At 68.1% G+C, this 15,532-nt stretch carries 8 protein-coding genes; all 8 read right to left on the minus strand.

Annotated features, from left to right (window positions below; all coding sequences use genetic code 11):
• Positions 1 to 120 precede the first annotated feature (120 nt).
• A complete protein-coding gene (locus tag ACFUCV_RS00875) occupies positions 121 to 4,557 on the minus strand; it encodes an FtsK/SpoIIIE domain-containing protein (protein ID WP_380811002.1) in 4,437 nt (1,478 codons plus the stop codon).
• Positions 4,554 to 5,258 carry a hypothetical protein gene (locus ACFUCV_RS00880; RefSeq protein ID WP_380811004.1) on the minus strand — a complete coding sequence of 235 codons (705 nt, stop codon included), beginning with the start codon at positions 5,256 to 5,258 and terminating at the stop codon, positions 4,554 to 4,556. Before ACFUCV_RS00880 ends, ACFUCV_RS00875 begins: the two co-directional genes overlap by 4 nt.
• Before the next feature lie 70 nt (positions 5,259 to 5,328).
• Positions 5,329 to 7,092, minus strand: a complete 1,764-nt coding sequence (locus ACFUCV_RS00885; RefSeq protein ID WP_380811006.1) for a serine/threonine-protein kinase — start codon at positions 7,090 to 7,092, stop codon at positions 5,329 to 5,331.
• Positions 7,089 to 9,167, minus strand: a complete 2,079-nt coding sequence (locus ACFUCV_RS00890) for an FHA domain-containing protein (RefSeq protein WP_380811008.1) — start codon at positions 9,165 to 9,167, stop codon at positions 7,089 to 7,091. The genes ACFUCV_RS00885 and ACFUCV_RS00890 overlap by 4 nt, the downstream gene beginning before the upstream one ends.
• Complete coding sequence (locus ACFUCV_RS00895; protein WP_380811010.1) at positions 9,160 to 10,170, minus strand: PP2C family protein-serine/threonine phosphatase; 1,011 nt, start codon at positions 10,168 to 10,170, stop codon at positions 9,160 to 9,162. The genes ACFUCV_RS00890 and ACFUCV_RS00895 overlap by 8 nt, the downstream gene beginning before the upstream one ends.
• Entirely contained in the window at positions 10,167 to 11,681 is a 1,515-nt protein-coding gene (locus ACFUCV_RS00900; RefSeq protein ID WP_380811012.1) for an RDD family protein, read from the minus strand. The genes ACFUCV_RS00895 and ACFUCV_RS00900 overlap by 4 nt, the downstream gene beginning before the upstream one ends.
• Positions 11,682 to 11,695: 14 nt before the next feature.
• Complete coding sequence (locus tag ACFUCV_RS00905; protein ID WP_380811014.1) at positions 11,696 to 14,185, minus strand: transglutaminase family protein; 2,490 nt, start codon at positions 14,183 to 14,185, stop codon at positions 11,696 to 11,698.
• On the minus strand, positions 14,182 to 15,507 hold the full coding sequence (locus tag ACFUCV_RS00910; protein WP_380811460.1) for a DUF58 domain-containing protein: 1,326 nt from the start codon (positions 15,505 to 15,507) through the stop codon (positions 14,182 to 14,184). The genes ACFUCV_RS00905 and ACFUCV_RS00910 overlap by 4 nt, the downstream gene beginning before the upstream one ends.
• Between the last annotated feature and the right edge of the window lie 25 nt (positions 15,508 to 15,532).

Consider the following 15,532-nt stretch of genomic DNA (forward strand, 5'->3'; position numbering starts at 1 on the left):
CGCCGCGGTGGTGTTGCGCCTGTGCCGGGGATGTCCGGTTCAGCGCCTACCAAGAATCTATCCCAGCGGGGCAAATGACGTCGATGGGCACAACTCCCCGTGCCTTTTGGTGCGTCACCATCACCTTTCGTGGCCCATGGTGTCGGCCACCTGCAGCTTGAACGCCTTGCCGCGCCCCACCACGTAGCCGCGGCCGGGAATGAACTTGTTGTTGCCCAAACGCCCCAGCGAGGTGTTCATGAGGGTGTCGCCCTCAATGTCGCTGGGGTTCATGAGCAGGCCGCGGCGGCCGGACTTGAACAGCCCGGACAGGCTCCAGGCCCCGCCCCAGGTGGAGGTCTCCGCCTCGCCCACCACAAAGAGGTTGGCCTTGATGGCCGCCTTGATGAGGTTGACCAGGTCCATCTCGGCCTCCGAATCGGCAAATTCCGTGACCCCTTCAATGAAGAACGCCACCGGCTGCACCTCGGCCTCCACCAGGTCAATGAAGCGCTGCAGCTCCGGTTCCAGCGCCCCGGCCGTGACAATGGCCTCGTCCCAGACCGGCAGATTGGCCACCGCCGACCGCCGCGAGCCAAAGTACACCCGCCGGGTGCCCGGCGTCGAACGCTTCAGCGCCTCGGCGAGGGTCACCAGGGCGGTGGTGCGCCCGGACGACGGCGGACCGGTGAGCATGAGCGCGCCCACGGCGGGCAGCCCGGCCGGTTCCAGGTTGTAGTCGTCCACGCCAATGATGACGTTGCCCGGCGTGCCGGGGGGCAGGATGTCCAGATCCAGCATTTCCGGCAGCGCCTCCATGCGCAGCGCCTGCGGCACGCCCTGGCGGCGCATGGTTTCGGCCAGGCTGGCCACCTGGCGGGCCTGCAGCGCCAGGTTGGAGGTGCCGCCAAAGATGGCCAGCTGGATTTCGCCGCCGTCGATCATGCCGCGGCCCGGAGGCGACGCGGCCGTGAGCACGTCCCGGGGCAGCCCCAGGTTCGAGTAGTCGTCAATGGTGGCCAGGCGGAACACCAGCAGCCGCTGCACCGAGGACGCCAACGACGCCGGCAGCGACTTGGGGCTGTCGCCGGCCATGACAATGTGGATGCCCATGGGGCGGCCATCGGTGGCAATTTGCTGCAGGGTCTCAAAGTGCGTCATCCCCACCCGGAACTCATACAGTTCCCGGAAGGCCGCCAGGCCGTCCACGAGCAAAATGATGCGCGGCTCGCCGGGCTTGTTGGCCAGGCGCCGGTATTCGGCAATGCTGCCGGCCTTCACGGCGGCAAAGCTTTCGGCCCGTTCCTCAATCATGGCGCGCAGGTGGCGCAGCAGCCGGCCCACCCGTTCGGTGTCCTCGGCATTGATGATGCCGCCCACGTGCGGCAGGACGTCGAGCATCTGCAGGCCGTTGGAGGCGGCGTCAATGCCGTACACCTGCACCGGTCCGCCGCGCGGGGTGATGGCGGCGGAAATGGCAATGGTGCGCAGGGCCGCGGACTTGCCCGAACCGCTGGCGCCCAGGATGGCCATGTTGCCGTCCTTGTCGGGTTCAAAGAACACCGTGGGCTGGGCCTGGTGTTCGGGATCGTCCATGACGCCCAGCAGCAGCTGCTCGTCAGTGCGCGGGGTGGGGAGCTTGGAGAAGTCGTAAATTTCCGACAGTTCGCTCAGCCAGGGCTTGCGGGGCGGCTTGACACCCATTTCCACCGCGGCCAGGGAAATGTTGGCCACCACCTTGGCAATGTCGTTGGGACCGTCGGCCTCCTCCACGGGGACGGCGTCGAGCTCCTGTTCCCAGGGCGTGCCGGCGCCAAAGTCCATTTCCACAATGTCAATGCGCGGCCGCTGCGGGGTGCGGGAGGTCCAGCCGCCGGCGTAGCCGGTCTGGAATCCCTGGATGCGTCCGGGGCCGGTCTTCGCGGCGCCGCGGCCGGGAATGGCGGGGCTGAAATAGGCTGCGGTGTCCTCGCCCAGGATGTCCTGGGAATCGTCCACGTCCGCCATGCGCAGGGCAATGCGCATATTGGTGTTGGCGCGCAGGCTGTCCTTGATCACGCCCGAGGGGCGCTGCGTGGCCAGGATCAAGTGCAGGCCCAGGGAGCGGCCGCGGGCGGCAACGTCCACCACGCCGTCCACAAACTCGGGCACCTCCTTGGCCAGGGCGGCAAACTCATCCACCACAATGATCAGCGACGGCGGCGTTTCCGGATCCGCCTCCCGCTCCATGGCCAGGAGGTCCTTGGCCTTCTTGCGGTTCAGCAGGTGCTCGCGGTGGTGCAGTTCGGCCCGCAGGGAGGTCAGGGCCCGGCGCACCAGGTGCGGGGACAGATCGGTGACCAGGCCCACCGTGTGCGGCAGCTTGACGCAGTCGGCAAAGGCCGCGCCGCCCTTGTAGTCCACAAACAAAAAGGACAGCCTGTCGGGGCTGTAGGCCGCGGCCATGCCCAGCACCCAGGCCTGCAGGAACTCGGACTTGCCGGCACCGGTGGTGCCGCCCACCAGGGCGTGCGGGCCCTCGGTCTTCAGGTCCAGGTACATCGGTTCCACACCCTTGGAACCGACCAGGGCGCGCAGGGAGCCCTGGTGCTTGCGGTTGCGCACGGCGCGGGAGGCCACGGAGTTGTTTTCCAGCCAGCGGTCGGCAATGCCGGTGGTGCCCTCCACCAGGTCGTGCCCGGCGAGCGCCACATAGGAGACGCTGCGCGGCAGGTCGGAGTCGTCGTCGACCGGCTTGCCGGCGTCCACCACCGGCGCCATCATGCGGGCCAGCTGGGCGGCGAGTTCGGCGCTGATGCTCTCGCAGCTCACCGGATAGCTCAGCTGGCCCAGCCGCACCTGCCCGGTGGTGGCGGTTTCATCCACATGCACAAAATCGCGGCACGGCGCCGGCAGCGCCTCCACGGACGCCGCCACCCAGACAATGTGCACGCCCACGTCCGCGCCGTGTTCCACCAGGCGGGTCAGGCGGGCCCTGTCGGCGCGCACGTCATCTTCAATGATGACCAGCAGCGACGGTGTGACGGGGGCCGGGATCTCACCCTTTTTGGGATCCAGCGGTCCCCGGCGGGCTGCGCCGTGGGCGTTCATATTGGCGCCCCGGGTCACCAGCAGATCCTCCAATGCCGCCAGCAGCACGCTCACGGCGCCGTGTCCGGAGGCCAGGTGCTCCCCGCCCAGGGGCGAATGCACCGAACCCACATGCGGCAGCCACTGCAGCCATTCCCAGCGTTCCTTGGACTCGGTGGAGGTCAGGGCGGCGATGGCCAGCTCGGCCGGCGAGTGCAGCCCGGCGGCCTGCAGCACCAGGGCACGGGCCACGTCATCGACCACCCCGCGCGGGCCGGCCACACCCACGGCGCCGCTGGTGCGCAGCTGTGCCACCACCGGCACCGCGTCAATGTGGGAGAACTCCTTCTTCAGGTCCTCAATCTCGGCCATGAATTCCGGCACCGTGTTGTTGTCCCCGGCCGTTTTGACCGGGGTGCGGGACGGCTGGCGGCCCACCCCCAGGCGCAGCGACAAAAAGGCCGTGTGTTCGGGCCGGTGCGTCCACATCAGCGGACCGAGTTTGTAGATGGCGTCCACGGTTTCAGCGGTGGAGGGGCTTTCGGCCAAACGCACGGCGCGCTCCACCTGCTGCCGTGCCGTCATTTGCCGGCGGAACTCGGTGACGGCTCCGCGGAACTGCTCAATGGCGTCCTTGAGTTCACGCTTCATGTTCATGTTCTGGTCCACCCAGCTGCCCACAATCATCAGCGGCATCATGGCCATGAACACCACGGAAAACACGTTTTGCGTCACGGCGTACATGACGGCGCCCATGAGGATGGGCGCCATGAGCAGGATCAGCGGGAAGCGCTGCCGGCGGGGCCGCTGCGGCCCGGCCGGGATGAGTTGTTCCTCAATGTCAAAGTGCGGCACCACGCGCGGGGAGCGGTTGAACTCCACCAGCGGGCCGGAGGGGCCCGCTTGCGCCCCGCGGCCCAGCGCCACCACGGAGATGGTGGTCTCCCCCAGCGTCACCTCGTCGTAGGAGCCCAGCACGGCCCGGGAGATTTGCGTGCCCTCCATCATCAGCCCGTTGGCGGAGCCGGTGTCGGCAATTTCCACGCTGTCGCCCACGGTGATGCGGGCGTGGCGCTTGGAGGTCATGGGGTCGGCCAGGCGCACATCGGCGTCGAAGTCGCGGCCCACATAGCTGGTGCCGGCCGGGAGGGGGAATTCCCTGCCCGCATCCGGGCCCGCCACCACACGCAGGGTGGCCACCGCCGGGCCGCGGTCCTGGTTCGGCATGGAGAAGGTCTCGGAAACCTGGGTCAGGGACACGGTGGCGCCGGGGCGCAGCCCTGATTCGAGCAGGTTGCTTTCCGGGGGCAGGGTCCGCCCGCGCACCCCGCCCACCATGGATTCCTCCACCAGCAGGGACAGCTGGGGCGGGGCCTGCGCGCCCTTGCGGGCAGGGTCGGAGAGGTACAGTTCGGTGGCAATGTCCCCCACCGAGGCCAGCCCGTCCACGGTGACGGCCAGGTTTTTGTCCGCTTCAGGAACCCGCCGCAGCGTCAGCCTGATCCTCATTCATCTTCCGTTCCACGCTCGGAGTCCAGCAGGGGCAAATCATCGGCGGTGACCAGGTGGCTGGTCACCGCATGCTCCACCAGGCGGGCACGGCGGTTGGTGGCCAGCTTGCCGCCGCCGCCGCGCAGGCCCACCACCCCCACCCGGTCAAGCTTGTCGCACACATTGTCCAGCTTGCGGTTGAAGCGGGTCAGCGCCCAGCCCAGGCGTTTGGCGGCCTGCGCCGAGGAGGGGATGGAGCTGAAACCGGTCCCGCCGCGGCGGAGCATGGGCTCGGCCAGCGCCACAATCAAGGCTTTTTGGGACGGCGTGAACACCACCGGGCCAATGGTGGTGGAGCCGGCGCTGTCATCCTCGCGGCTCTGGGACATGAAGGACGGGGAGGAGACATGCACCGAGAATTCGTAGGTGGTGGGCCCGGCCGTGAAGATCACACTGGTCTGGCTGAACACCAGCGGGATCCGCGCCCCGGGTGCCATCCACGCCTGCATGCCGCCGGCGGCGTCGGCAATGGTGGCCGAAAGCATGGTGCCGGTGTTGGTGAGCCACCAAATGCCGTCATATTTGCTGATTTCCAGGAACTTGCGGTGCAGATAAGGGTTGTCGTCCACCTCAATGTCACCCTCGCGGCCAATCCGGAAGACGGCGTCAGGGTCAGGTTCGTACCATTCGCCACAAAATTCAACTGTTAATTCCGCCATGGTGGCATCCCCTTGTTGATGGTGCTGATGATGGTGTTCCGGTGCGGACCAAATGCTGCAGTGTGCGGCCTCAGGAGCACTTTTTGCTCTCTTCGGACACTTGCCCGTTTTGACGCAGCAGCTTCACGGCAATGCAGGACTGCTCGTTGGGTCCGTTGACCACAAAGACCCTGGCGTCGGAGGTGGGTTTGAATTCCCCGGAGTCCACGGCGCTGATGGAAGCCCACAGGTACCTGTCCCCGTCCTGCGGATCCGGATTGGTCCACGCCCACTCGGCCCCGCCGTTTTTGGGCGTGGCCGTCAGCTCCGTCACGGGCGGGACCTCCGCGCCGACGATCAGGGCCGTGGGCGGGGCGGTGTTGGCCGTCTCGGCCACCTCCGGCGCCTTTTCTCCGGCACCGTTGGTGAACAGCACAACGCCCACCACGACGGCGGCCGCCAGCACCAGCGCCGAACCCAGTCCCAGCCACCGGCCCCTGCGCCCGGCCGGGGCGGCGGGGGCCGTCGGCTGTGCGGCGCCGGCCACGTCCCTGCGCGGAACGGTGGAATCCAGCACGGGGGCGCCACCGGCCGCTGCCAGGCCCGGGTGCGCCGGATTGGAACCAGCCGGCGCGTCGCTCCACTGCGTGGGCGAGGCGACATTGGAAAACCGGCTGCGCACGGTGGGCCCGCCCAGGGTTTCACTGGGCGCCGCCCCGGTGGCACCGGCGGTCCCGGCGCCGGCGGTTCCGGTGTCCGCCGCGGCGCCCGCGCCGCCGGCCGAGGGCAGCGTCTGGGCATTGCGGTTCAAGCCGGTGGTGTTGCCCGTGGATCCCGGGACCGTGCCGCCGCGGTGGGAGGGGAAGCCCGGGTTGGGGGTGAGGCCGGGGTTTGAGGTGGCGGCGTCGGGGTCAATGGAGACAATGCGCCGGACCCGGGTGGCCTCTTCATGGTCGTCATTGCGGGATTCAGCTACAGCCACCTCCTCCTGCACCTCAAAGGGTGTGACGGAGAGGTTCAGGTCCGCCTGCACCCGCATCAGGCCGCGGGCAAAGTCCTTGGCGGAGCCGTAGCGCGAGTTGGGCGACTTGGCCATGGCAGTGGCCAGCACCAGTTCCAACGCCTCGGGCACGTCGGCGCGGCCCAGCCGCGGCAGCGGTGCGGAGTTGATGCGGTTGATCAGTTCCCGCTGGGAGTTGTCGGCGCCCGGGATGACAAAGGGCGAATGTCCGGCCAGCAGCGAATAAATGGTGGCGCCCAGGGACCAGACATCCACCTTCACGCCGTCGGTGGCGCCGGCGCCAAAGGATTCCGGCGGCGACCAGGGGATGGACATGCCGCCACCCTCGTCCTGGATGGCGTCCATGGTCCCGGAAATGCCAAAGTCGGTCAGGGCGGGCCGGTTGTAGTCGGTGACCAGGATGTTTGCCGGCTTGATGTCGCGGTGCGCAATGCCCGCCCGGTGCGCGGTTTCCACGGCCGAAGCCACCTGGATGCCCACTTCCAGGGCCCGGTCCACGCTGAAGCGGCCCTGCCGGTACTGCATGTCCAGGCTGGGCCGCGAGCAGTACTCCATGGCCAGGTACGAGTGCCCGGCGTCGGTGATTTCAGCCTCGAAAATGGTCACAATGTACGGGTGCGCGGACAGCTGCGCCATCAGGTTCGCTTCGGATTCAAAGCTGGCCCGGGCACCTTCGGTGCGTAGATCCGCGGTCAAAACCTTCACCGCCACCTTGCGGCGCGGCCTGTCCTGTTCATACAGGTAGACGTCGGAGAACCCACCGGAACCCAGCACCGAGACAAAACGGTAGCCCGGCAGCACCGGAGGTGCCGCCGGTGCCCGGCGGGCGCTCACAGCAGACCGTCAAAAAGCAGCGAGACCCCATCGCCGAGCTCGGCAATGTCACCGTTGAGCAGGATGGCTTCCTCACCCTGGCTCAGGCGGCGCGGAGACTGGCCTTCGCGGACCAGCACGGTGCCGTTGGTGGCCTTCAAATCCACCAGCAACACGTCCCAGCCGTCCAGCCGCACTTCCACATGGGAACGGGAAATGTCGCCATTGCCACTCTTGACCTGCACCAGGCGCGGCATGGCACCACCCATGACCCGGGACACGGACGGCTGGCGGCCAATGATCAGCGAATGGTCCAGTTCCACCACCTCGCCCGTGGAGATGTGCATGGTGCCCAGCCGCGGCCGGCCCACTTCACGGGGCTCGGCATTAATGGCGGTGGCACAGCTCCAGCAGCTGGCACGGCTGGGCGGGTTCGCATGCCCATTGGGGCACATGCGCGCCAGCACCATGGGACCGGTGGGCGGGCGGGATTCCAGCGGCGCCGGGGCCTCCTGCGCGTCCTGCTCGTCCTGAACTTCGCTGCGCATGACCGTGTGCCCGTCGTGGTCAGGATCATAGGGGACGTGTGACGCCGCCGGCCCCGTGGGCGCGGCCACGGCGGCTTCGCTGCTGGGCAAGCCCGCGGCGGGTGTTGCCGCGGACTGCCCTTGGCTGGCCCACGGCACCGAGTCGATCATGAGCCCGGCGTCCTCGGACTCCGGCTCCACGGGCGCGACCACGGCGGCGGCATCCCCGCCGCCGTCCGCCTGGCCGCTGTCCGCCTGGCCGCCGTTGTTGCGGCCGCCGTTGTTGCTGCCGCCGTTGTTGCTGCCGGCCAGGGGCGGCGCCGAGGGCATGGGCGGCATGATGGTTGCGCCGGTGGCTGCTTCGGGCGCGTCCTCGTCCGTGCGCACCGCCGCCGCCTCCACGCTCTTGGCCACGGTGGCGCCAAAGAGGAAGTCATAGTTGATGGTGAAGCCGTCGTCGACGGCGTCCTCGGCCGAGGGGGCCGCCTCCCCCGTGCCTGGCTCCGCCCCGTCCTCCACACCGTGCTCAGGCCCGCTTCCGGAGCCCGTCCCGTCCGCCGCGGCGTCTTCGCTGTCCTCCGCGGCGCCGTGCACCTCCTGTTGGGCCGGCTCCTGGACCGGCTCCTGGGCCGGCTCGGGATCGTGCCCGGTCAGGGCCTCCTCGTCCTCGTAGGCGTGGATGGTCAGGTTCATGTCCGGCTCCGGCCCTTCCAGGCCGATGCCGTCGGGTCCCGCTGCCAGTTCCAGTGCCTGATTTGCATCCAGCCGTGCCACCGGCGCCAACTGGGCGTTCCATTCGGCGTCAGCGGCCTCGGCTGCCATGGCGAACTCCGCGTACGCGTCCTCGTCGGCAAAGTCCTGCGGATCCAGCTCATGACCTTCGACGTATTCGTCAACGCCCTGTTCGTCCTGTGCGTAGGCGGCAAGCTCGAGGGGCGTTTCCACCGGCGTCAGCAACGCCATGCCGTCGTCGTGCTCGGCGGTGGTGGGCTCCTGGTCCACGAGCTCCTCAGTGTCAAAGTCCGCCAGGAAATCCGCGGCGGCATACTGCTCCGCGGATTCGTGGTCGACGCCGTCACCGGCGTCGTGCGCGGCCTGCGCATCCTGCGCGGCCTGCCCCACGGTGAGGGACTGCAGACGCACCACGGCCTCGGCGACGGGCAGTTCCAAAACGGCGCCGCCGGGGAATCCGCCGTCGGCCAGATCGTCGGCCAGCGTCAGCATGAAGGCCTCGGGCAGGGGCAGGGAACGCTCGCTCCAGGTGGTGACGTCCCGGCCGGAGACGGTGTCGGTGCCTGCAGGGGAACTGGCCACCAGCTCCATGTCTCCGCGCAAAATCACATGGAGCCTGTCGCTGCGCACCACAATGGCAAACGGCGGCATATTGGTCAGCCCCGTGCCGAACGCTTCGGTGACCTCGTTCAACACCCCGTGGAGTGTGGGTTCCTGGGCCAGGCAGTCCCACAGCTGCGTGACTATGCGCGGGTCGGTGCTCGCGGACAAGGCAATCACCGAGCCCGAGCGCACAATGCCGATCCAGGAACCGCTGCTGTACGTGCTGCTAACCATGATTCTCCTTGTGCAGCGGTGCTGCGACGTTTGCCTGTTCGGCCGGTTCCTGCGCGGCAGGGGGAACTTCCCCGGCGCCGCCGCCGGGGTTGCGCACAAAGTCGGGGATCGACTCCAAAACCTCCTCCGGCACCGCGGGCCGGGAAGCCGGCGGCGCCTCGGGGTCCTGCACCATCCGGGGCAGGGTGTCCGCCGCCTCCGTGGTGGGCAATTGGGCGGTGTTGAGGGTTTCCTCGCCGTGGTTGCCGCTGACGTTGCTGGCGTCAACCACCACCACCGTGACATTGTCCCGGCCGCCGGAACGCAGGGCCGACTGGATGAGGGAGTCCACTGCGTCCTGGGGGTGGCGCAGTGTGCCAAGGGTGCGGTGGATCTGTTCATCGGAGAGCTCTCCGGAGAGCCCGTCGGAGCAGACCATGATCCGGTCCCCCTCCTCCACCGGGACCAGCCAAAAGTCCGCTTCCGTATCCGATCCCGTGCCCAAGGCCCGTGTCACCACATGGCGCCGCGGGTGGATGAGGGCCTCGGCGGGGGTGATGAATGAGCCATCCACCAGCTCCTGCACTTCGGAGTGGTCCACACTGACCTGGGCAAAGCTGCCCTGGCTCAGCCGATAGGTGCGGGAGTCCCCCACATTGAACACCAGCCAGTACGGCACGCCACGTTCCTCCACCAGCACCACGCCGCTGACGGTGGTCCCGGCGCGGGCATTGGTCAGTTCCCGGATGCGGCTGTCGGCTTGCTGCAGCGCCTGATGCAGCTGGGCGGCGGTGGCTTCCCGCGAGCCGGCCGCCAGCACGCTTTGGCTGCTGAGGGTCTGGATGCATTCACGGCTCGCCACCTCCCCGGCCTCATGCCCGCCCATGCCGTCGGCGACGGCAAAGAGGGGGTCGGCGGCCAAAAAGGAATCCTCGTTCAATTCCCGGCGCAGTCCCCTGTCGGTGCCAAAGCCGTAGCTCAGCCGCACCCCCGGGGCCGGCGAGCCGGTGCCACTTTCACTCATGCCTTGGCCACCACAAAGGACCTGTCACCAAAGTGCACGCGTGCGCCCACTTCCGCCAGTGCCGGGGTGCCGCCCACCAGGGTGGTCCTGGCTCCGGCGGCGGTGGCAATGGCGCTGCCGTTGGTGGAATTCCTATCCGTGACCCACACGCCTTCGGAGCTGACCCGCACATGCAAATGCGTTTTGGAGACGGACCGGCTGGTGTCGTGGACGGAAATGAGTCGGGAAATCATTTCCCCATCGTATCCGGCGGGATTGCGTCCAATGAGCGCCAGCGCGCTGACGTCCTCATGGCGGCCGTCATCGAACACCAGCCGGTAGGTGGGCGTGGCGGCTGCCACGGGCCGCACCCGCGTTTCCCCGGCGTCGTCGTCGGCCTGCGCGGAGGCGGCCACATCCCGGGGCGGCGGCGGGGCGGTGATGCCCGGAACGGAGGTGATGGGGCCGGACTCGGCGAACTGTGCAGGCTGCGCCGGCACGGGCGACGGCGGCGCAAAGGTGCCGCCGTAGGGTGCGCTCTGGCCGGGTGCGGGCTGGGCGCTCTGGCCGCTCTGGCCGTGGAACTGGATCGGGGCGAAGGGGTCCGCCGCGGGCGCTTTTTTGCGGCGCCGGCTGCCGGCGCCCACGGTGTCCGACGGCGCCGGCATGGTTGCGCTGGGCACCGCCGCCGTTTCCTGTCCGGGCCTGACCATGGGCGCGGCCACGGGGGAAATGGCCTGCACGGGCGCCGGAGTGTAGTTTTCCCGTTCCGCAATGCCGCCGGTCTCCAGTGGATCGCGGCCGGTCCTGACATTGAACACCAGGGTGTGCGCCACCTTGTCGTGCCAGCCCTGCTTCTTGGCGTTGCCGTCCCAGGCGTTGGAAAGCACCACCAGCAGGGGCCCGATGGTGGGCACAATTGAGCTGACGGAGACAATGAGCAGCCGCAGGAAGATGGCCAGCACCCCCGCGGGGTGCCCGTCCATGTTCGTGGTGCGCAGGCCCAGCAGAAGATTGCCCAGGGTCTTGCCCTTTTTGGCCTCCCACAGCCACTGGAACACCACCCAGCCCAGGGACAGCACCGAAGCAATGCCCAGCAGGATCCCCAGCCAGGTGAAGTCCACCACGTTTTGGCTGCCCACGCGCCTGACGTCAATGAGGGCAACACCCACAGCCGAGGCGATGCCCAGGAGGATCCCGGGCACGGCGGCGTCAATGAGCCAGGCCGAGAGCCGGCGGCCGGCTCCGCCGGGCACCAGGGCGGTGGCCTCGGCCAACCGCGGGTCCACGCCGAGCTGGCGTGGCGGGACCAGCGGGGCCAGGGGGCCGGCACCGACGGCAATGATGCCGGGCACGGCGGCCTTGCCGCCGGCGTCGGCGGCGGCGCCGGCCGGGGCGCCCACGGGCACCGACGACGGCGCCGGGGAGGCTGCCCGGTTGCTCATGGCGGTGCCGCACAGCGTGCAAAACGGTGCGCCCGGGGCAAGCTCCGCCCCGCAGTTCCGGCAGGGATCGGCCACTTTCTGCGCCATGATGGGTACCCTTCTTAGGATTTCTTCGACAACCGGTTCAGGAGGCGTTTTACCGCCCCTTCCCGGTCTTGGCCACTGTTGCGCAGGCTGCGCCCACGTTTTTGCTTGCCGGCTCGCGCCTTCGCATCCGCCAGGAGCGACCGCGGGGAGAACCTGGCCCGCTGCCGCTTCCAGAATCCTACCGATTCGCCCATCCCGGTGACGGAACGGTCCACGTGTTTCCAGTAGAGCTCAACTTCCTCCTCGGCCGGCTGCCCCGGACCGAAGACTGCGGCATCGGCGCGTTCGGCCAGCAGGGCGGTGTTTGCCTGCGTGGCGGGGAACGCGCCATAGAGGGACACGGCCGCCTCCCGGCGGGTGCCGCCCTGCGGGTACTGCGCGCCAAGGTCGGTGGCCAGGCTCAGCACTTCCTGCCAGCCGCCGCTGACGCGGTCGGCCGGTTCGCCCTCGGTGAGGCGGCGTTTCCGGCGTCGGGCCTTCAACACCGCCACCAGGACCAGCGGCAGCGCAAGGATCAGGATGGGAATGGCTGCCACCCCAATGATCAACAGGATGGTGCCCAGCAGGCCCGCGTCCTGATCCTTTTTGCCGTCGGTGTCGAGTGCGTCGGGGGCGCTGTCCGGCGGCAGCTCGGCCGGCTCCTGCGGCGGCGGCGGGGGCTGGAGCACCTGCGGCTTGGGTTTGGAGGCGTTCTGGGGTTCGGGCGGATTGGGAACGTTGTCCTTGTCCGGGGTGGGATTGAAAGGCACCCAGCCCTGGCCGGCAAAGTTCACCTCCACCCAGGCATGCACGTCGGCGCCCTTGATTTCAACGCTCGGCGCACCGTTGTTGGGGTCCTTCTCATCAAGGTAAAACCCCATCACCACGCGCGCCGGGATGCCCATGTGGCGGGCCATCAGGACCATGGCGGTGGCGTATTGTTCGTCGTCGCCCACCATCTCCTTGCCGCTGAGCAGCTTGGTGATGCGCGCGGCACTGTGGCCGGAATTGGACTGGACCTGACCTTCCAGGCCATTGCTGAACTTGCCCTCGCGCTGCAGCGCCCCTTCCAGCGCCTGCACCTTCTTCAGCGGCGTGTCCACCTCGCCCACAATGTCATTGGCCTTGGTGCCCACCACGGGCGGGACGTTTTCCAGCTTGGGCAGGCGCACGGAGGCAAAGTTGGAGGCCGCCAGCTTGTTCTGGTCCACAGCCGGGAACTGCACGTCCAGGGCATAGGAGTCCCCCGTCTGGATGCCGGACAGGTTCAGGGCCGTGCCGGATTCCTTGTTCAGGTACAGCGTGGTGTTTTGTCCCTGCGTGCTCTCATAGGCCAGGCTCTGCGCGGCTGCGACGGTGGGGATCCAGACGCCCTGGTAGTTGCTGATGGAAAGGTCGACGGCGGTGCTGCCGTCGGTGCCGCCGTTGTTCAGCGCCTTCGGGTCGCCGATGGGGGCAAAGGAGGCGGAGCTGTTGGGGTCGACGTTGAACACCACGCCGTCGTAATTATCCATGGCGGCAATGCGGACGCGGCCGTTCTTGGGCAGGCCCTGGACAGTGAACAGGACCGTGTCCTTTTCATTTTTGACGTAGTCGCGGAACTTGGTCAGCGGCGACGGCAGGCTGTGCAGATCCGGCGGCGGAATCACGGCGTCGCGCAGGACCTCACGGTCGGCACTGGTGGTCAGCGCCGGGGCCGCCGCCATGGTGAGCGATCCCGCCACCACAATGACCCCGGCCGCCAGGGCCAGGCGGCGCAGCAGCGCCGTGCGGGCACCGGCCCGGTCCTGCACCGGCTGGTTGGCGGAAATGGCTCCGGCGGTTTCCCTCCGCAGCGCCTCCTGCCGGTAGGCCAGCCAGGCAATGGCGCCGATGGCCAGCAGCGAGCCGCGCAGCACCGGCAGGAAAAGCTCGGCCGTGCCAAAGGCGATGCCCACAATGAACATCACCACCACCGGGATCATGGCCCAGTAGGCCCGGCGCACCCGCCAGGCGAGCGTGCCTGCCACAATGGCCAGCAGGAAGGCGGCCAGGTAGGGCACCACCATCACATCAACGCTGCTTCCCACCGGGGCCGCCAGGGTCAACAGCTGCTTCCATGACAGCATGATGCCCAAAAGCAGTCCGCGCAGGGAATCCAGGCTGGGAATGAAGCCGGCAATGGATTCATCCCGGGCTGCCAGCGGTGTGCCAAAGAACATGTACACCAGCAAGCCAAGGCCGGCGGTGGTGATCAGGCCCAGGCGCCAATGCGCCCCGGCTGCGGCCACGGCCAAACCCAGGATGATCGCACCGAAACCGGCCACCAGGTAGGCGGGGTCGTGGCCAAAGGTGGGCCCGAAGCCCAGCACACCCAATCCCAGCAGGACTGCCAGCACTGCGGCGTCAAGGGCAAAGTGCCACCAGACGCGGCCGCCGGCGAAGGCCGAGGCCTTGCGGCGGACGGGCTGCGGCGCCCTGCCGGCGGTGCTTTGGGTGCTGGTGTGGCTCTGAGTGCTTCTGTTGCTGCTCCTGCGGGCGCTCACGCAACTGCCTTCCGTAGCACAATGGCCAAATCATCCAGTTCGCCCAGGGTCAGGACAGTAAGGTCGGCAATGTTGGCGCGGGCGGACTGTGCCCCCGTGTAGCAGCGCACGGCAAAGGCACGCACGCCCGGCGGCACCGAGGCTGCGGCGCTGCGCAGCTGCGCCGGTGTGACCCGCGAACCCACCACAAAAAACACCACCGAGGCATTGGGCACGGCATCCATGAGGGTGCGGGCCAGGTCCACGGAGTTGCCCCTGCGGGTGTTGCCCTGCAGCCGGGTCATGTCATCGAGCAGGTTCTTGCCGGTTTCACAGCGAATGGGCCCGCGCTGGGTGATGACGCTCAGCTCCCGGTTTTCCTTGATGGCCTGCCGGCCCAGCGAGGCAGCGGCGGAAATGGCCATCTCAAAGTCATCCTCGGACTCGTATTCGTCAGTGTTGACTGACAGGGCCACTGCCATGTGGGAGCGGCGGGTCTCCTCAAATTGGCGCACCATGAGTTTGCCCGTGCGGGCGGTGGTCTTCCAGTGGATGTGCCGTCTGTCGTCTCCGGGCACGTAGTCGCGCAGGGCGTGGAAGGCAATGTCCGACGTCGTCAGGTCCCGGGTGGTGAGCCCCTCCAGGTCCTTTAAAAAGCCCGCCGCCGGTCCGCCAATGGCTGTGGTGCGCGGGTGGACATACAGGTCCGTGGGTTCGGTCCACAACAGTTGACGGCGCAGCAGCTGCAGTGGGTCGGCACGCACCGAACGGACCGGTCCCACGGTGATGACAGCGCGGCGCGTGGTGGGGATGGTGAAGAGGTCCTCATGAATCTGCGACGGGGCCATGCGCGGCAGGTGGAACAACGCCGTCGCATGCCCCACCGGCAGCTCCAGGGCAGCCGGCAGGACGGTGCGGGAGGAGGTGTTGGCCACGGCAATGCTGCCCACTGCATGATCGCCCACGGCCACGCGGGTGCGCGCCAAATCCAGCTTCACCGCATACATGGATTTACCCAGGACGAAACCAATGGCAATCAGCAGCAGCAGCAGCGCCAGCAGGGCCGCCACCTTCGCTTCCTGCCAGCCAAAGGCCACCCCCAGGATGCACAGCAGCACGGCAGCACCAATGACCACCCTGCCCAGCATGCTGATGGTTGCCAGGGCAGGCAGGATCCACTTGCGCAGCCATGGCGCGGCCTTGGACCACGTGGGAGCAAGGTGGACCCCCGCCAGCTTTGCCCCTTCCCGCCACAGTGACGCGGGGTGCAGCCGGGTGGGTTTCCCGTTGCTGTGGAAGGGTCGGGAGAGCACCTCCCCCACCTTCCGGGCGCTGGATTTCATGCTCATGATTTACCTTTTGCTGGCT

It is taken from the genome of Specibacter sp. NPDC057265, assembly GCF_042668835.1.
GTDB lineage: Bacteria > Actinomycetota > Actinomycetes > Actinomycetales > Micrococcaceae > Specibacter.